The following is a 17,911-nucleotide window of genomic DNA, read 5'->3' on the forward strand; positions in this document are numbered from 1 at the left end:
GAAAAGAGCGCTTTTTCGGCAATAAATCTGCTTTTTGTGCTCAATCTCCGGCCGCATGATCGGGAGCATCCCTGCCCGTTCCGCCATGACAAGGATGTGCTCGATGAGACGAAGCCGAAGGTGGGCGTCCGCGGTGTCGGCGACGGCGTTGGCCGCCTCCCTGACGACCGCCGTGATGCTGGACGCCGGAGGCCCGGTGTCGGCCGCCGCGAAACCGCCGGGGGAGCGGGTGGTGGCGGTGCGCCGGCTCGAACCGCCGCCGAAACGCGCTGCGCCGGCGCTGCGGCCCTGGAAGGCAGCGGCGCCCGCGTGGCCGGGCCGGGGCTCGGCCGACGTCACGTTGCCCGCGGCGCCGCCCGCGGCCTCCGCGGCGGAGCGCGTCCCGGCCGGGCAGGCGGTGCGGGCCGGCGACCTTCCGGTGTGGGTCGCGACGGCGGGCGGCGCCGGCGCAGGCCCGTCCGCGGTCCGGGTGGAGACCGTGGAGCGGGGGGCCTTCGAACCGGCGTCCGGCCGGGGAGCACCGGGACGGCAGGCGCTGCTGCTGCGCGTCTCCCGCACCGACGGGAACGCCGCGGCCGCCCCCGTGCGGCTCACCGTGGACTACCGCCGGTTCGCCGCGGCGTTCGGCGGAGACTGGGCCTCGCGGCTGCGGTTGTGGAACGTCCCCGGGTGCGCGGACGCGGCCTCGTGCCGGCCCGCCGAGCTGCCCTCGGCCGTCGACGCCCGCAAGGGCACGGTCACGGCCCAGGTGGACACAGGCTCACTGGTCGCGCTGGCCGCCTCCGCCTCCGGAGCCACCGGCGACTACGCCGCCACCTCGCTGTCGCCGTCGGCGACCTGGAACACCGGCGGCAACAGCGGCGACTTCACCTGGTCGTACCCGCTGCGGGTGCCTCCGGGGCTCGGCGGGCCGGAGCCGCGGGTCTCGCTGTCGTACTCGTCGGCCCGCGTGGACGGCCGCATGGCCGCGGCCAACAGCCAGCCCTCCTGGATCGGCGAGGGCTTCGAGTGGCATCCGGGGTTCGTCGAACGCCGGTACGGCCTGTGCTCCAGGAACATGGGCGACGGCGCGAACAACCAGGAGAAGACCGGCGATCTGTGCTGGATCACCGACAACGCGACGCTGTCGCTGCCCGGCCACTCCGGCGAACTGATCAGGAACGGCGACCGGTGGCACCTGCGCGACGACGACGGCATGAAGGTCGAGCGCAGGACCGGCGCGTCCAACGGCGACGACGACGGCGAGTGGTGGGTCGCCACCGCGACCGACGGCACGCAGTACTGGTTCGGCGGGCGCGCGGGCGCGCAGTCGACGCTCAGCGTGCCGGTCTTCGGCAACCACCAGGGCGAACCCTGCCACCAGAACACCTTCGCCGCGTCGAGCTGCCGCCAGGCCTACCGCTGGCAGCTCGATCACGTGGTGGACACGCACGGCAACACGATGCGCATCTCCTACGCCAAGGAGACCAACCGGTACGGACGCAACCTGAACCCGGCGGACGCGGCCGACTACGACCGGGCGGGCCACCCGGAGACGATCGAGTACGGCACACGCGGCCTCGACGACGCCGCGCCGATGCGCGTGCTGTTCACCACCGCCGATCGCTGCCTGTCCGACTGCGGGGTGAAGGACGCGGCGCACTGGCCCGACGTCCCCTTCGACCAGGAGTGCGCGGCAGCGCCGTGCAGGCCGCAGCAGGTGTCGCCGACGTTCTGGACGACCAGGCGGCTGGCGTCGGTGACCACCCAGGTGCGGGACGCCGCCGGTAGCGACTGGCGCCCGGTCGAGTCGTGGGGCTTCAGCCACGCCTTCCCCGATCCGGACGACCGGGGCGCCGGCAACACGGTGACCCCCGTGCTGTGGCTGGCCGGGATCTCCCACACCGGCCGCGCGAGCACCGAGCCGGGCTCGCAGGCGAACCTGCCCGACGTGCTGTTCACCGGCAAGCTGCTGGCCAACCGGGTGGACACCGCCGGCGACCAGTTCCCGGCCATGAACCGCTACCGGATCGGCGCGATCAGCACCGAAACGGGCGCCAGGATCGAGGTCGTCTACGGGCCGCCGGACTGCGTCGCGGGCGCCAGGATGCCCGCGCCGGACCACCTGCACGACCACGGCCTGCGCTGCTACCCGGTCAAGTGGACCCCATCAGGCCGCACCGCCCCGATCGACGACTTCTTCCACAAGTACGTGGTGACGCGGGTGTCGCAGGCCGAGGCGATCGGCTCGTCGCCACGGGTGATCACCGGCTACGCCTACGGCGGCGCCCCCGCATGGCACTACACCGACGAGGACGGCCTGCTCCAGGAGGAGGACAGGACCTGGTCGGTGTGGCGCGGCTACGACACGGTCACCACGACCACCGGTGAGGGCGGCGCGCGCACCCAGGTCGAGACCCGCTACTTCCGCGGGATGAACGGGGACCGGCTGCCGTCGGGCACCCGCTCGGTGCAGCTGCCCGCCGCGGGCGGCGCGCCCGCCGTCGCCGACGAGGACGCGTTCGCCGGCCTGGTACGCGAGGTCGTCACCCGCGACGTGGGCGACGGCGCCGAGGTCAGCGCGACGGTGAACCAGCCGTGGCAGTCGGAGCCGACCGCCACCCGGACCATCGGCGGATCCAGCGTGCACGCCCGGTTCGTCGGGACGGCCGTCACCCGCACCCGCACCGCCCGCGACGGCGGACGGGCGCCCCGCACCACCACCGCGACCACGGAGTTCGACGCCTACGGCATGCCCACCTGGGCCGAGGACCAGGGGGACGACGCGGTCGACGGCGACGAGAGATGCACCGCCACCGAGTACATCCGCAGGACCGACCTCTGGCTGGTCGACCGGGTCTCGCGGGTGCGCCGGTTCGCGATGGGCTGCGCGGCGGCCAAGGCCAAGGCGGCGGCGGGCACGCTGACCGAGGCCGACCTGATCGGCGACGAGCGCACCGCCTACGACGGCGCCCCGGCCTGGGACGGCGCGCCGGCCCCCACCAAGGGGGAGGCCACCCTGGTCGAGACCGTCAAGGAGATCAAGAACGGCACGCCCTCGTACGTGGCCGAGCGGAAGCGGACCTACGACGCCTACGGACGCGTGCTGACCGAGACCGACGCCCGCGGCGCCACGACCGAGACCAGGTACACGCCCGTGACGGGCGGCCCGGTCACCAGGACGGTGACGACCGGACCGCTGGGCTGGCAGACCACCACCGACCTCGACCCGGCGCTCGGCCTGCCGGTCACCACCACCGACCCCAACGGCCGGGTCACCGACCTGGCCTACGACGGGCTGGGACGGCTGACGGCGGCGTGGCTGCCGGGCAACGACAAGGCCGGCCACCGGGACCGGCCCACGATCAGCCACGACTACCGGGTCCGCGCCGACGGGCCGGTCGTGGTGACCAGTCGGCGGCTCAACCAGGCGGGCACGTACGTGACGACCTACGCCTACTACGACAACCTGCTGCGTCCCCGGCAGACCCAGAGCGCCGACGGCGCGGGCGCGGCCGACCGCGTCGTGGTGACCGACACGTTCTACGACGCCGCCGGCCGGGCCTACAAGACCCACAACCCCTACCTGGCGGGCGCGGTGCCGGGGACGGCTCTCGTCGTGCCCGCCGAGGACGTCCCCTCGGCGGAGGTCACCCTGTTCGACGGCGCCGGCCGCAGGAGCGCCGAGGTGCATATGGTCGACGAGTCGCCGGCCAGCCCGAGCGGCCTCGACGAGCGCTGGCGGACGACCTACTCCTACGGCGGCGACCGGGAGGACGTCATCCCGCCCGCGGGCGGCACCGTCACCTCGACGGTGCAGGACGCCGCCGGGCGCGTGGTGGAGATGCGCCAGTACCGCACCGGGCACGCGGCCGGTTCGGCCTCCGGGTTCGTGCGCACGTCGTACGACTTCGACCGCAAGGGGAAGCTCGCCAAGGTGACCGACGCGGTGGGCAACACCTGGCTCTACACCCATGACCTGCGCGGCCGGCTGGTGCGCAGCACCGACCCCGACGTCGGCACGCTCACCCGCACCTACGACGACGCCGGCGACCTGCTCACCACCACCGACAACGCCGGGTCCGTCGTCGCCTACACCTACGACGCGACCGGCCGCAGGACGACCGTGCGCGACGACTCGGCCACCGGCCCCAAACGCGCCGAGTGGGTGTACGACACCCTCGCCAAGGGGCAGCTCACGAAGAGCGTCAGGTACGACGGCCCCGACGAGTACGTCAAGACCATCGGCGGCTACACCGTCGGGTACCAGCCGACGCAGGTGACGTACACGATCCCGGCCGCGCAGGGCGGGGTGAACGGCGCCTACACCTACGTCCACACCTACCACCCCGACGGCTCGCCCAGGACGACCCGGCTGCCCGCCGCGGGCCAGCTGCCCCAGGAGGAGCTGAGCCACGGCTACGACGCCCTGGGGCTGCCCGACACCCTGGGCACGACCAGCACGTCCGGCGGCACGTACGTGACCGGGACGGACTACACCAGCTTCGCGGAGGTCGCCAAGATCAAGCTGAAGAACAACGCGGGCCGGACGGCCGACATCAGCCGCGTCTACGAGACCGACACCCGGCGCCTGGAGACGATCACCACCGTACGGGAGGCCGCACCGGCGGCCGTCAGCCAGCTGAGCCTGGCCTACGACGCGGCCGGGAACGTCACCCGGCTGTCCGACCTGACCAGCGGCGACCACCAGTGCTTCGCCACCGACTTCCTGCGCAGGCTGACCGAGGCGTGGACGCAGACCTCCTCGGCCTGCCCGGCCGCCCCCTCGGCGGCGGCGGTCGGCGGGACGGGCGCGTACTGGCACTCCTACAACTACGACGACATCGGGAACCGGGTGCGGATGGTCAGGCACGGCGCCGCCTCGGGCGACTCGGTCACCACCTACACCGTCCCCGGCGGCGCCCACCAGCTCAGCGCGTCCTCGACCACCGACGGCACGGGCACGCGGACGACGTCCCAGACCTACGACGCCGCGGGCAACATGAGGACCAGGGCGACGGCGTCCGGAACCCAGACGCTGACCTGGGACAGAGAGGGCCACCTGACCGCGGTCCAGGACGCCGCCGGCACGACCGGCTACGTCTACGACGCCGACGGCGAGCGGCTGATCCGCAAGGACCCGGGCGGCACGACGCTGTACCTGCCCGGCCAGCAGATCCGGTACGCAGCCGGAGCCAGGACCGGCACCCGCTACTACAGCCACGGCGGGCAGGTCGTCGCCGTCCGCTCCGGCGGCACGGCGGCGGGCGTGAGCTGGCTCAGCGGCGACCACCACGGCACCACCGGCGCCGCGATCGCCAACACCGACACCCAGGCCGTCGCCACCCGCCGCCACACGCCCTTCGGCGAGCCCCGCGACGGCGGCGCCGGCGCCTGGCCCGCCTCCATGGACCGCGGTTTCGTCGGCGGGACCACCGACGGCACCGGCCTGACCCACCTGGGCGCCCGCGAGTACGACCCGGGCACGGGCCGGTTCGTCTCGGTCGACCCGCTCGTGGACGTCCAGGACTCCCAGCAGGTCAACGGCTACACCTACGCCAACAACAACCCGCTGGCGCTCAGCGACCCCGACGGGCGGATACCCCGCTCCTGCCCCGACGGGGTGTGCAACGACGGGAAGGGCGGCGGCGCCCACCAGAACCGGGAGAACAACCCGGCCGACTCCTACAACCCGCCGGTCGGCCGGGGCGTCAGGGGCGGCCCGTGCGGCGCCCGCCCGTGCGCGCCCGCCGACGGCCAGGCGGCGACCCGCCCGCGTGGTGACAACCTGCTGCCCAAGGGCGGCCCGTGCGGGGCGCGCCCGTGCCGCGAGTACGAGCAGGCGCCCTTCGTGTGGCATCCGAAGAAGTACCACAAGACGGTGGAGTCGTCGGGGTTCTGTGACGGCTTGTTCAACTGCGCCTGGGAGGTCGGCTGGCGCGGGGCCGCGGCCACGAACCCCCTCACCCTGGTCGGGCAGGCCACGGCAGACCTGACCGGGACGAGCCTCACCCCCGACTATGTGACGGTGGACGGGAACTTCCCCTTGGTCCCGTCGCTCGTCGGGTACGGGCTGACCGGCGGGATCACGATCAGCAAGTACGGCCAGGTGACCGTCAACGCGCCGCTCGGCTCGGGGGGCGTCTCGGCGCCCGGCGGGAGCGCCCGCATGGGATGGACGAACGTCGCCGACGACAGGGCGGCGGTCAACGGGTTCCTCCAGGGGGCCGCGGTGGGCCTGGGCGGCAGCGTGCCGTACATGCCTCCCCTCGCGCTCGCAGGAGGGATGGTGATCTCCATGTCCAGCCCCGACCAGATGGCCTTCGAACTCGGCGCCGCGGTGCCGAGGGGCAGCGGCGTCGGCCTGGCGTCGACGTACGGCATCGTGGTGTGGCCCGGCTGGTGACCACACCGAGGTGAAGGGCCTCCCCGTCCTTCCAGGGCCTCCCCGTCCTAGCAGGGACGGGGAGGCCCTGCGCTCGCCCGCCCGCCCCTGACCGGCTCCGGACCGTCGGCCCGCTGACGTCGTCTACCCGCCCAGGAGGAGGGTCACGACGACGCCGGCGACGAAGAAGAACGCTCCGCTGACGATGTTCAGCCACATGCCTTGCTTGAACGATTTCCTGCCGCTCTCCTCCAGTCGTGCCGCCAGCCGCGCATCGAGCATCTTCTCGACGGCAGCCTGAGCGTCCTTGTGCATCGAGGCGATGCTCTCGGCGTGTCGGGCCTCGGCTTGCAGCTCACGGACTGTCGCGGTGCGTGCCTCCATCTCCGCCGAGAGTTCGGCGAGCAACGCCGTCGAGCGCTTGAGGAGATCAGCCAACTCGTCGGCCCGCTCCTCGATGCCGGGAGCGCTCTGTGCTGGGGACTCCTCCGCGCTGCCAGGCCGTCTGAGTCTGCTCTGCACCTTTTCCAAGGCGCCTGATCCCAGCCCGCTGAGCACGGCGCCGACGATGGTCGAGATGAGAAGGGGGTCCACGTCCACGCGGGCAGGTTAGGAGCGGCGACCCGACATGCGCGCCACAACGAACAAGCGGTGATCGGATCGATACATGCAGCCACGTCACGGCGCACCATGAGCTCACCCGTCGACGAAGTGAGCCCCGCACCACCTCCGGGCCGCCCGCTTGCCCGGCCCCCCTCCCAGCCCACCTGCGGTGACAACGGCCCTGCCGGCCGTGCAGTGGGCGGTCCCACCGGAGCTCACCGAAGCCGCCCGCGCGGACCGGACGATTACTTAGAGTACGGACATGGATCCCGTGAGCGTTGTGGGGGTGTTGACGGGAGTGGCCGCGGCCGTCATCGCAGCCCTGCAGTTGCACCGGACTCCCCGCCGGAGGAACGCGGTGCCCGTCGTCCCGCCGTCGCTCGTCGTGCCCGCGGTCGAGGGACAGCCGGGAGCGCTCGTCGTCCCGGTCCTCCGTGCACCGGTGGGGCGGCTTCCTCAGGTGCACGGCAGGCAGGGCCTGCTGCTGGACCTGGAGCAGCGCCTGACCGAGCCGGACGGAAACTTCCATGTGCTGGGCGGTCTCGGGGGAGTCGGCAAGACCACGGTCGCGCTGGCGCTGGCCGAGCGGGCTCAGAATGCGGGGCGGCCCGTCTGGTGGATCGCCGCCACGGACGTGCAGGCCGTGACGTCCTGCCTGCTGGCGCTGGCCGCCGAGCTGGGCGCGTCGGCGACCGAGATCGAGGAGGCGCGAACCGGACGGCGCGATGCCGCCGACGTCCTCTGGGGGCGGCTGGAGGAGCGGACCGGCTGGCTCCTCGTCCTCGACAACGCCGACGACCCGGCGACGCTGGAAGTGGCGGGGGCGCCGGTGCGCGACGCGACCGGCTGGCTGCGGCCCACCACGTCCGGGCTCCTCGTCGTGACCAGCCGCACCGTCGAGCAACGCGTCTGGGGCCGGTACGGCCGGGTCCACCACCTGTCGTGCCTGTCCGAGGACGACGGGGCACGCGCACTGCTGGACCTCGCCGGGCACGCCGGCAGTCCGGAGCAGGCCCGCACGGTGTCCAGACGGCTGGGTGGGCTGCCGCTGGCGCTGTCCCACGCAGGCAACCACATCGCTTCTCCCTTCAGCACCGAGCAGACCTTCCCCGACTATCTGCTTGCCCTGGACGACCGCTTCCCCAGGCTCCTCGGCAGCAGCGGCGCGGCACCATCGATCGCCACCACCTGGGAGATCTCCCTCGACGCCCTCGCTGAGCGCGGGTGCGCGCAGGCCCGGCCGCTGTTGCGGGTGCTCGCCTGCCTCGCACCCGCCGTGGAGATCGACGCCGCGCTGCTGGACGACACCATGCTGGGCGAGATCTGCGGCGGGGAGCACCAGGTGCGCCCGGGGCTGGAGGCGCTGAGCTCCATGGGCCTGATCGAAGTCCGCGGGCCCACCCGTACGGCGCGTTCGGCGCTGGTCGTTCATCCCCTGGTCGCCGAGGCGAGCCGGACGCACGTCACATCGGTGATCACCACCGTCGCGATCGCCCTCATGCGTGGCGCGGTGGACGGCAGACGGCATGACACGCCGTCCGACTGGCCCGTGTCTGGCAGCAGCTGATGCCTCACCTGCGTGCCCTGCTGTCCCTGGCCCCCGCCGTCCTGGAAGAGCGCGCCCTGGGGGAGCTGGCGGGGGTGGTGAGCCGAGGGTGCGGCGCGTTGCGGGCAAGCGGCTACTACGCCGCCGCCGCGGAACTTGCGACGCTCTCGCTACGCCAGGCCGACGTCCTGGGGGCGGATCACCCGCGGGTTCTGGCCCTGCGCCATCAGCGCGGTGGCGCGTGGGCGTCCATGGTGCACGCCGTCGAGGCGGAGGCGGAGCTGGCCGACGTCCTGCGGGCCCGGTCCGCCGTCCTGGGCGAGGAACATCCCGACACGCTGGCGAGCCGGCACGAGTTCGGTTTCGCCCTGTTCGAGCAGGGCCGCTACGTCGAGGCTCATCGTTGTTACGAACAGACGCTGTCCGTCAGGGCGCGGGTCCTGGGTGCCGACCATCCGGACACCCTCGCCACCTGGCACGAGATCGGCCGTGTCCTGTCCATCCGCGGCCTCCTCGACGAGGCGGAGGCGGTGTGCCGGAGCGTGGTGGAGGCGCGCGCCCAGGTTCTCGGCCCCGAGCATCCCGACACGCTGGCCAGCCGCTTCTACCACGTGCGCGCCATCGGCGATCTCGGCGACTACGCGATGGCGGAGAAGGGCTACGCCGAACTTGTCGCCGCCCGTGCCCGCGTGATCGGCCCGGATCACCATCTCACCCTGCGTACGCGGTTCAACATGCTGATGAACGTGGCTCTTCAGGGGCATACGGCCGAGGCGGCGACGGGCATGGCCGACCTGGCGGCGCACCAGAGCCGGGTCCTCGGCCCCGGGCATCCCGATATCCTGCTCACCAGGTCGAACAGGGGCTGGATGCTTCGTGACCTCGGCCGGCATGCCGAGGCCGAACACGAACTGGGCACGCTCGTGGCATCGGCCCGGCGGGTGTGGGGCGATGACCACATCTACACCTTGGACATACGTTACGAACTCGCGCGGACGTGGCGGGTCGCCGGCGCCCCCGATCGAGCCGAGCGCGAGCTGCGCGACGTCCTGCGACGGCAGGTCCGGGTGCTGGGCCCGGCGCACCTCCAGACGATCGCGACCCGTTACGAGATCGCCCGCGTCCTGGAGGAGCGCAACCTTCAGGAGCAGGCGTGCCGCGAATACCGCGCGGTGATCGAGCTGTACCGGGGCACCTGTGGGCCCGACCATCCGCAGACGAAACGCGTGGAGGAACGACACAGATGTGCGTCCCTGCAAGCCCCGTAGACGATGGCCACTTCGAACCGCCCAAATCCGGGACGAACGGCACCCACTGCCACCAAGGTGGCTGAGGGCTCCCAGGCGTCTTCGCCGCAATCACTCGTGGGCGGGCCATTCCTCGGCCAGGAGCGCGTACGAGAGACCGTCGATCCATCCCTTGGTGCGGTGGAGCGAGTCTCTCACCGTGTGCTGTTCACGGCGCATCCCGACCCGCTCCATCAGCCGCCACGAGGCTTCGTTGTCGTAGAAGCAGTCCGCGTGCAGGCGGCGCAGGCCGAGCCTCCTGAAGGAGATGTCGATGAGGGCGCGTACCGCTTCGGTGGCGTAGCCCTTGCCGCCGTAGGCGGGATCGAGCGTCCACCCGAGCTCTCCTTGGACGCCTTTCGCCTGGTCGGCGACTTCTTCCTGGGCCCAACCGTCCTGGATCCTCAGTGTCAGGTCGCCGATCACCCGGCCGTCCAGTTCGATGAGGAGCAGGTCTGCGAGCCGCTCCTCGCTGAGGAAACGCTCACGGTAGTCGTCGTAGGTCTGTGTGGCGGCCGCGATCCATTCGTGAGTCTCCGGCAGTTGCCGGAAGGCCCAGGTCGCGTCCAGGTCGTCGGGGGCAGCCCGGCGCAACAGCAGCCGCTCGGTGGAAATCGGCCAGTCCAGCGTGTCAAGAGGGTGACTCATGGGCCTTCATGGTGACAGCGGGCTGTGGTGACACACAAACGGATTTCCTGCGGACGACGTCGGTAGAAGACCTCGGGATCACCTTCGTCGAGGCCGTGCACCATCCCTGCCGGCCCCGCCGGCCAACCCGCTGGAGCAGCTGCTGCACGGGATGGTTGGACAGGTTCGTTGAGGTGAACAGCTTCGCGGTCCGGCATGAGCTGCTGCTTCCTGGAGCCGGAAGCCCACGTTGATCGCGGCCTGGCCGTCAAGGAGGTGCCGTCCGGCCTCGCTCTCCACGATGCCGACCGCGACCGACAACCGTGCTGAGAGCGCGGCCACGAGCAGCGCGAGGACGGCGACGCCGTACCATCGTCCGTGGATCACGGCCACGCGGTCACCCCGGCCGCCGGTCAGCCTTCCGGGTGCCCGTCGTAGACGCGGATCTTGTATTCGGTCGTCTCCAGGGCGAGAGTGAGCTCGCGGATCTGCCGCACGATGCGGTCGCGCTGGTCGAGCATGATGCGCCGGCGTTCCGGGACGGTGCTCGGGCCCTGCTCGACGAGGGCGATGTAGCGCTTGAGATCCTGCATGGTCATTCCCGACAGCCGCATCCGGGTGAGGAAGACGAGGCGGCGCAGGTCGAACACCGAGTATTCGCGGTAACCGGAGGCGTTGCGGGCCGGCCGCAGCAGTCCCTCCTGCTCGTAGTAGCGGAGGGTGTGGGGGGACAGGCCGACCAGGCGGGCGGCCTCGGCGACGCTCCTGGGCGTCGCCGAGGCCTCGATCGTGGTGTCGTCGAGGAGGTCGTGCAGCGCGTCGATGACCGATGCTGACGGTTCGTCACCGGCGGCGAGAATGCGCTCGATCAGGTCTTCGGTGGCCATGTTCGACAGGCTACGGAGCTCAGAACGCGCGTAGCGCCGGCGGCATGCCGGGAAAGTCGGCCGTTTGGCTGACATGCGCCCACTTCTCGACGTCGCTGAGCGCGTTCTGGTAGGCGCGGGTGAGATTGCGCACGGCCTCGGCGCCGAGCGGAAGCCTGAGCGGCGCGTCGGGCGTGTCCAGCATGTCGCGGATGGCCGAGGCGGCACGTGCCGGGTCGCCCTCCTGGATGCCGTCCGCCTCGGCCATGTTCGCGCGGACGGCGCCGAGCACGTCGTCGTAGACCGGGTGATGGTCCACGGTCCTGAGCACGTCGGCGGAATTGAAGGCGGTGCGGAAGCGGCTGGGCTCGGCGATGAGGACGCGCACGCCGAACGGCGCGACCTCGCCCGCCAGCGCCTCCGACCAGCCTTCGAGCGCGAACTTGCCGGCCGAGTAGCTGCCGACGGCGGGGAAGGACATCCGCCCGCCCTGACTGCTCATCTGCACGATCGCACCGGAACGACGCGCACGCATGTGCGGCAGCACCGCGCGCACGTAGGCGGCCGGGCCGAAGAGGTGCTGCTCGAGCATGTCGCGCAACTGCGCGTCCGTGACCTCCTCCGCGGCGCCCACCTGCCCGGCTCCGGCATTGTTGACAAGGACGTCGACGTGCCCGAATGCGTCGAGCGCGCGCCGTACGACCGCCGCGGCCGCGTCCGTGTCGCGCACGTCGTGCTCGACCGGCAGCAGCCGGTCACCGTACTGAGCCCGGAGCGCGTCGAACCGGTCGGCACGCCGCGCCGTGCCGACCACCTGTTCGCCCGCGGCCAGTGCCGCCTCGGCCAACGCCAGGCCGAGCCCGGAGCTCGCACCGGTGATGATCCAGGTCTTGGTCCCGTTTGTCGTAGTCATGACGGCGAAGATAGACATTCGAGCGCGCTCGAAGGCAAGCAGGCCTCACCCGCCAGGCCGGCGTCGCGATCGGCACGCTCTACGGCCACTTCTCCAGCCGTCGCGCGCTGGTCGGCGCGCTGCTCCGGGAGCGCGACGAGACCCCGTTCGCGTACGGGGACCGGTTGGCTGCCCTCGGACGCCAGGAATACCGCTGGCGGCACATGCTCACTGTCGCCCAGCGGAACTGGTGACCACGAGGTCGACCAGATGCGATCTGCCTCCGCGGTTCTCGACCGACCAGCAGCCCACCGCCCGGCAGAACCTCGTCCTGGACGCAACCGCAGAAGTGGACGGTCTAGTTGTCGCCGTCGCGGACCACCGCCAACCCGCCGACCCGGGTCGTGATGCCCGCCGGTCCGCGTCGGGCCGAAGCGAGCACGCTGGCCGGTCGCCCCAGGGCGTCGCCCTGCTCCACCTCGATCGCGAGCGTCTGTGCCCCTGTCGTGTCGAGCAGGTGGGCGGCCAGGCAGCCGGTGCTGTTGGCGTTGGCGACGTCCTCGTCGACACCGATCGCCGGCGCGAACATCCGCGCCGCCCCCGGGCGTTCGCCCACCGGCGGTACGTACACGAAACAGCCGAGGAGCCCGTACCGCCGGCACGCCGCCGTCAGCCTGCCGAGGTGCGGGTGGATTCGCAGTAGCGCCGACCGGTCGCGGACCGGTACCAGCATGCGCGGCGCGCCGGGCGCGGCGATCCGTGGCGCGTCGGTCGGATGCGGGTCGTCCGCGGTGAGCCCGAGCGCGGTGACGATCGCGGCGCGTTCGTCCGGTGCCGGGTGACGCAGCTCGACGATGCCCTGGTCGAACCACACCTCGATGCCGGCGGGGCGGCGGATCGCGACGGTGTCGAACGTGCGCCCGCCGGTGTGCTGGCGGTCGTTCAGCTCGCCCAGCGTGGTGCGGGCCAGCCGGACGGCCTGCGCGGCAACGGTGCCGTGGCCGCAGCCGGACAGTTCGGCGGTGGCGGTGAAGAACCGGACCGGCCGGCCACCGTCCGGCGTCCGCCCCGGGCCGAGGAACGCCGCGTGCGAGGTGCCGGCCGCGGAAGCGACCGCACGCCGGTCCGCGTCCGTCGCGGCCGGGTCGTCGTCGGTGACGGCGGTGGGGCTGCCGCCCCGGCCGTCGCGCCGCACGCACGCGTCAACCACCGTGACATCCGGCCAGGTCATCGGCCCTCCTTTGACGCTCGGCGAACCGGCACCCGCGAACGGCGTCCGCCGACAGCCGGGCTTGGCCGGCGGCCGACCGAACGTGTCCCGGAGCGTACCGTCCTGCCTCAGCCGGTGCCGTCCTGCACCGGATAGTGGATGACGACCGCACCGCCGGTGGCGTAGTTGGCGACATCGGCGGTCAGCCGCTGCCCTTGCGGCGACGACTGGGCCGCGGCCATGGCGGCGGCGTCCGCGAATTCGGCCTCGAAGACCGCGAAGTACGGCTTTTCTCCCCTGGTCGCCGCCACGTCGAAGCTGTAGCGCCACGCAAGCAGACCGGGCCATTCCATGACCAGTGGAAGGTGCTTGGTCACGTAGTAGTCGCGGAAGTGGTCAGGGTCGGCGGGCTCGGGATACAGGACCAGCAACTTATGCATGACGACCTCCGTCCAGAGCCGTGAGGGCGGACTCGAAGTCGGCGGTGTGCGTGGGTGCGAAGTCCCGTATCGCGGTCAGTTCTGTCGTCATATGCGCAGGTTAGGGCTTGATGTGCGGTCGAGGGAAAGATCGGTACGGGATAGACTCAGAACGGATCGTTATCAATCGGCGGGGAGGCCAAGTGGCGCCGGATACGGTGAGCCTGCGGTACTTCCTGGTGCTGGCGCAGGAGTTGAACTTCACCCGCGCGGCCGCACGGATCGGTATCGCACAGCCCGCACTCAGCGCCCGGATGCGCCGACTGGAGGCCGAACTCGGTACGGCCCTGCTGATCCGCAACACGCGTAGCGTCGTACTGACCACGGCCGGTGCGGCTTTGGCGGAGTCCGCGCCGCCCGCGCTGGCGGCGCTGGACCGGGCATGGGACGCCGCCCGGAGCGCGGCGGCCGGTGACCTGGGCACGCTGCGCATCGGATACAGCCTCAGCACCGGGGCCGAGACGGCTCCGGCCCTGGTGGACAGGCTGATTCGCGACAACAGCGGACTTGAGGTCAGCGCGGTCCCGATGGCGACACCGGAGATCTCCCCGGCGGTCGCCGACGGCCGCATCGATGCCGGGATCACCCGCGGTGAACAGCCGGGCCGTGGTGTGCGCCGGTTCCTGCTGCGGCGTCAGCGCATCGGGGTCCAGCTGGCGCAGCACCATCCGCTGGCCGTACACCCGGAGATCGAGATCGCCGACGCGGCCGCGTATCCGCTGCGACTCCCCGACCGTGCGGCCAACCCCGTGATCCACGATCAGCTGGCCGCACTGTTCCGAGACACCCGACCCCACCCCCGGTTCCACACGCCCGCGGTCTCTTTCGACATGTCTCAGCGCGACCTGCGCGACGGGCTCACCCTCGCCCCGGCCGGAGAAGCCGCGGTCGCGGCATCACCGGCCGACATCACCTGGCGACCGCTACGGGGCGCCCCCAGCCTGACGATCCACCTGGTCCTCCCACGCGACCCGTCGCCCCTGCACCGCCGCGTCCGTGCTGTCGCCAGAACCCTGGCGTACGAGCTGCACTGGCTGCCGGGCTGACGCGTAAAAGATCAAGCGAGACGGACGTCCAGTGGCGAGGCCGAAGACCTTGCGCTCAGCGGACTTCCCCTGCGCCGTGTTCGGCATCGACGACAAGACCGCCATCCGGCCACGCCAAAGCCGCCCGCCACCTCCTGCAAACGCCACGGAAACGCCCGAACCACCGTGACACCATGGCGTCGTGCCCCCCGCGGATGAGCTTGTCAGCCGGAAGCTGCTCCAGGTGACGGTGTCCTGGCACACCTATCCAAGCGATGATCACGGGTCACTGGTGCACATGTGGTTACACCTGAGCGATCTCGGCCCGGTTCGCTTCCACACCCCCCCGACTCCCGGCGCAGCTCACCGTCGGTCCCGCCGCAGAGAACTCTCTGATGAGCGGATGGCCAGTCGATCCGAGCCGTTCACCGCATCACGGCAACGGCCTGTCGGGAAGCCTTCTGGACTCGCGAAGATCAGCCGAGCGTGAACGCCCTGGCACGGATGCGGCCCCGGCTGGGAGGGTGGACCTCATGACGGAGGACTTGCGGGACGCCGAGCGCCGGCTCCAGGCCGCGCAGCTCGCTGGAGATGTCGAGGCGCTGGATCGGCTGCTGGATGATCGGCTGATCTTCACCTTCGGCGCGAACACTGCCACCAAGGCGGACGACCTGGAGCTGCACCGCACTCGGACACAGGTGATGACGAAGGTGACCGAGGAGGATTTGACCGTGCTCGCCGACGGGCGCACCGGAGTGACGTGGTTTCTCGGCACCGTCGAAGGGACCGTCTCCGGTACGCCGTTCGCGGCCAGGATGCGCTACACCCGTACCTGGATATACGACGAGACACACGGCTGGCGAATCATCGCCGCGCACGCCAGCACGGCCGATTGACCTAGCCGACGAGTTGTCCGATGACCAGCCGGCCGGATGGTCGTCGGAAAGGATCAAAGCCAGAGCGAGACCGGGAGAAACCGTGGGAACGGGTCAGGCCGCGAGGCTGAGTGCTTGATCTGAGCCGGGGTACCAGCGGGCGAAGTCCGCTTCAAGGTCGCGGTTGAGGACGCGGGTACGGATCTGCAGGAGGAGGTGGGCGCCGCGGGGTGTCCATCTCATCTGCTGTTTCTTGACCATGCGGCGGCTGATGACGTGGTTGACGGTGGCTTCGGCGGTGGCGCTGGAGATGGCTTCGCCGTTGCGGTGGCGTTCGCCGTAGTTGGGGATCTCGTGCTGATTGCGGTCGATGTAGGTGCGGAACTCGGCCAGCCGGGTGTGGAAGGCGCGCTGCTTGTCGTCGGGCTCGTTCGCGCAGAGGAGTTCGTAGTCCTCGACGTCCGCGGCCGGCGGCCGAAGGGAGCGGGTGCTCTGTCGCAGGACGGTGAGGCGCATGGTGATGTGGAAACCAGTCGAGGTAGTGCTCGGCCTGGGGGTTGAGGTAGCGGGGCAGGTCGCGGATGTCCTCGCCGCCACCGGTGGGGTGGAGCGGCCGGTGACGGCTTCGAACCAGCCGTCCCGCCGGGAGGTCTGGTTGCTGGAGTGGACATGGCCGCCGTCCAGGGCGACGACCAGCGGCAGGTTGGGGCGGGGCATGGTCTCCAGGTCCCGCGGACAGGTGTCGATGAAGCTGAAGCGTACGTCGCCGAGTTCGTTCTCCAGGCGGGTCGCGGTGCGCTCGACCTGCTGGCGGATCGTGGTGGCGTGCAGGGGCCGACCGAGCGGGAAGGCCTCGGCGAGCAGGGTCGCGGCGGTGCCGTAGGAGGTGAGCGCGGCGTACTTGGCCTCCCACAGCAGCAGCTCCGGGGCAGTGCGCTCGGGCAGCGCCGCGGCGATGGGTCTGAACGTCGCGGCCTCCGACGGCGTGCACGGGCAGGTCTTCATTCGTGGGCTGTCCAGGCGGAGGGTGCCGAACAGGGTGCGGAGCACGATCTGCCGGGTGTCCTTGCGGGCGCGGGCCCGGCCGCAGTGGGCGCAGTTCTGTTCGGCGTCGACGGCGGCCTGGGCCTGGGCGGTGAGGAGGTGATGCTGGAGGCCGGACAGCACCTCGTGCGCTTCGGCGAGCGCCAGCCCGGCGGTCGCGAGGCTGAGGTCGTCGCGGGCGAGGTGTAGGGGCCGGGACCGCAGGCTTCGATGATCGCCGCGCGCGCGGCTTGCACGAACTTCTCGACCCGGTCTCCCAACAGGTCCGCGGTCGAGTAGGAGTAGGTCAGCTGCTGACCGATCGCGGTCTCCAGGTCGACGGACCGGTTCACGGTGCGTGCCGAGCACGATCTGCTGGACGTGCTCGGCACGGCCATCGAGGTCGAGGATGCCGCCGTTGCGGGCGCGGCCGCCGGGTCGCGCAGGCGGTGGCGAACGTGTTCGACGCGGTCAACCTCGGGCGGCGGGCCATGTATGGGGGCGGGCCATGTATGGGGGATGGTAAGAATCCCTCCGCAGAAGCCCTGAACGAGGGGAGAAGCCCCCGTTAGGCTGCTTGACGTGAACCAGCCCCCATATCGGCAGTATCCCGCGCCAATACCGCCGCCGGGTCACCGTCCGGTCCGGAAGCGGCCGGGGCTGCTCGCTGTGATCATATTGGCGGTTTGTCTCGGCGTGAGCCTCATGGGCGTCGGCGGATATCTGGTCGTCCGCGCCATGACCAAGCCAGCTCACAGCGACGTGACCGCAGTCATCTTGCAGCCGACCGCCTCGCAATCGACAAAGGACGCGATCAGTCGGCGCCTGGTGTCGATGCCGCAGACTGATACGGTCTACTACGCTTCACCCGACGAACTGCCTGAGTGGTTTCCCGGCAGCCATCCATGGGGCGCCACTCACCCTGATGCGTATCTGGTGAAGCTGCGGCCGGGCATCGATCCCGACACCGTGCAGGCGAGCCTGCGCGCCTGGCCGGGGGTGTTCATGGTCACCTACGTGACGGTCACTGATCTGACCATCGGCACGGGCGGGACCGAGTGAGCACCGGCTACTGTCGCACGATCCGACTCACGCGGGTCACAGGCCGTGACCGG

General features: G+C 71.2%; 12 protein-coding genes and 2 pseudogenes. 7 read left to right on the top strand and 7 right to left on the bottom strand.

The window, feature by feature from the left end; translation table 11 throughout:
• The first annotated feature begins 103 nt into the window (after window positions 1–103).
• The gene (locus AB0J76_RS20865; protein WP_364390167.1) at window positions 104–6,385 is read left to right on the top strand and encodes an RHS repeat-associated core domain-containing protein; all 6,282 of its coding nucleotides are present in this window, start codon (window positions 104–106) and stop codon (window positions 6,383–6,385) included.
• A gap of 123 nt (window positions 6,386–6,508) precedes the next feature.
• Here the strand turns inward: AB0J76_RS20865 and AB0J76_RS20870 are convergent, their stop codons facing one another.
• Complete coding sequence (locus tag AB0J76_RS20870; RefSeq protein WP_352329696.1) at window positions 6,509–6,964, bottom strand: hypothetical protein; 456 nt, start codon at window positions 6,962–6,964, stop codon at window positions 6,509–6,511.
• Between the two features lie 265 nt (window positions 6,965–7,229).
• Here AB0J76_RS20870 and AB0J76_RS20875 point away from each other — a divergent pair, with 265 nt between their 5' ends.
• Together AB0J76_RS20875 and AB0J76_RS20880 are read left to right on the top strand one after the other, a co-directional pair.
• Window positions 7,230–8,534, top strand: a complete 1,305-nt coding sequence (locus AB0J76_RS20875; protein WP_352329694.1) for an NB-ARC domain-containing protein — start codon at window positions 7,230–7,232, stop codon at window positions 8,532–8,534.
• A complete protein-coding gene (locus AB0J76_RS20880; RefSeq protein WP_352329692.1) occupies window positions 8,534–9,781 on the top strand; it encodes a tetratricopeptide repeat protein in 1,248 nt (415 codons plus the stop codon). Before AB0J76_RS20875 ends, AB0J76_RS20880 begins: the two co-directional genes overlap by 1 nt.
• 90 nt (window positions 9,782–9,871) lie before the next feature.
• Here the strand turns inward: AB0J76_RS20880 and AB0J76_RS20885 are convergent, their stop codons facing one another.
• From AB0J76_RS20885 to AB0J76_RS20895, 3 genes are all read right to left on the bottom strand, one after another.
• Window positions 9,872–10,447 (bottom strand): GNAT family N-acetyltransferase, encoded by a 576-nt coding sequence (locus AB0J76_RS20885; RefSeq protein ID WP_352329690.1) that lies wholly within the window; start codon window positions 10,445–10,447, stop codon window positions 9,872–9,874.
• A gap of 392 nt (window positions 10,448–10,839) precedes the next feature.
• The gene (locus tag AB0J76_RS20890; RefSeq protein ID WP_364390168.1) at window positions 10,840–11,313 is read right to left on the bottom strand and encodes a MerR family transcriptional regulator; all 474 of its coding nucleotides are present in this window, start codon (window positions 11,311–11,313) and stop codon (window positions 10,840–10,842) included.
• A gap of 19 nt (window positions 11,314–11,332) precedes the next feature.
• Window positions 11,333–12,223 carry an SDR family NAD(P)-dependent oxidoreductase gene (locus AB0J76_RS20895; RefSeq protein WP_352327293.1) on the bottom strand — a complete coding sequence of 297 codons (891 nt, stop codon included), beginning with the start codon at window positions 12,221–12,223 and terminating at the stop codon, window positions 11,333–11,335.
• 38 nt (window positions 12,224–12,261) lie between these two features.
• On the opposite strand from AB0J76_RS20895, the pseudogene AB0J76_RS20900 reads away from it, so the two are divergent.
• Window positions 12,262–12,438 (top strand): annotated as a pseudogene (locus AB0J76_RS20900) (hypothetical protein); the annotation flags it as partial.
• 104 nt (window positions 12,439–12,542) lie between these two features.
• Here AB0J76_RS20900 and AB0J76_RS20905 read toward each other — a convergent pair.
• Window positions 12,543–13,415, bottom strand: coding sequence for a PhzF family phenazine biosynthesis isomerase (locus tag AB0J76_RS20905; RefSeq protein WP_352327294.1), 873 nt, complete (start codon window positions 13,413–13,415; stop codon window positions 12,543–12,545).
• Window positions 13,416–13,522: 107 nt separating this feature from the next.
• Window positions 13,523–13,834, bottom strand: a complete 312-nt coding sequence (locus AB0J76_RS20910; protein WP_352327295.1) for an EthD family reductase — start codon at window positions 13,832–13,834, stop codon at window positions 13,523–13,525.
• 182 nt (window positions 13,835–14,016) lie between these two features.
• On the opposite strand from AB0J76_RS20910, the gene AB0J76_RS20915 reads away from it, so the two are divergent.
• Complete coding sequence (locus AB0J76_RS20915; protein ID WP_352327296.1) at window positions 14,017–14,919, top strand: LysR family transcriptional regulator; 903 nt, start codon at window positions 14,017–14,019, stop codon at window positions 14,917–14,919.
• Window positions 14,920–15,431: 512 nt separating this feature from the next.
• The gene (locus AB0J76_RS20920) at window positions 15,432–15,794 is read left to right on the top strand and encodes a nuclear transport factor 2 family protein (RefSeq protein WP_352327297.1); all 363 of its coding nucleotides are present in this window, start codon (window positions 15,432–15,434) and stop codon (window positions 15,792–15,794) included.
• 93 nt (window positions 15,795–15,887) lie between these two features.
• On the opposite strand, the pseudogene AB0J76_RS20925 reads toward AB0J76_RS20920, so the two are convergent.
• A pseudogene (locus tag AB0J76_RS20925) lies at window positions 15,888–16,163 on the bottom strand (ISKra4 family transposase); the annotation flags it as partial.
• Window positions 16,164–17,492: 1,329 nt separating this feature from the next.
• Between AB0J76_RS20925 and AB0J76_RS20930 the strand changes: the two are divergent.
• Complete coding sequence (locus AB0J76_RS20930; protein WP_352327298.1) at window positions 17,493–17,858, top strand: hypothetical protein; 366 nt, start codon at window positions 17,493–17,495, stop codon at window positions 17,856–17,858.
• Window positions 17,859–17,911 lie beyond the last annotated feature (53 nt).

This window comes from Nonomuraea sp. NPDC049624 (assembly GCF_040675255.1).
Classification (GTDB): Bacteria; Actinomycetota; Actinomycetes; order Streptosporangiales; family Streptosporangiaceae; genus Nonomuraea.

Coding starts and splice junctions, on each gene's coding strand:
- AB0J76_RS20865 (WP_364390167.1), top strand. CDS start 104: ATGAGACGAAGCCGAAGGTGGGCGTCCGCGGTGTCGGCGACGGCGTTG.
- AB0J76_RS20875 (WP_352329694.1), top strand. CDS start 7,230: ATGGATCCCGTGAGCGTTGTGGGGGTGTTGACGGGAGTGGCCGCGGCC.
- AB0J76_RS20880 (WP_352329692.1), top strand. CDS start 8,534: ATGCCTCACCTGCGTGCCCTGCTGTCCCTGGCCCCCGCCGTCCTGGAA.
- AB0J76_RS20885 (WP_352329690.1), bottom strand. CDS start 10,447: ATGAGTCACCCTCTTGACACGCTGGACTGGCCGATTTCCACCGAGCGG.
- AB0J76_RS20890 (WP_364390168.1), bottom strand. CDS start 11,313: ATGGCCACCGAAGACCTGATCGAGCGCATTCTCGCCGCCGGTGACGAA.
- AB0J76_RS20895 (WP_352327293.1), bottom strand. CDS start 12,223: ATGTCTATCTTCGCCGTCATGACTACGACAAACGGGACCAAGACCTGG.
- AB0J76_RS20905 (WP_352327294.1), bottom strand. CDS start 13,415: ATGACCTGGCCGGATGTCACGGTGGTTGACGCGTGCGTGCGGCGCGAC.
- AB0J76_RS20910 (WP_352327295.1), bottom strand. CDS start 13,834: ATGCATAAGTTGCTGGTCCTGTATCCCGAGCCCGCCGACCCTGACCAC.
- AB0J76_RS20920 (WP_352327297.1), top strand. CDS start 15,432: ATGACGGAGGACTTGCGGGACGCCGAGCGCCGGCTCCAGGCCGCGCAG.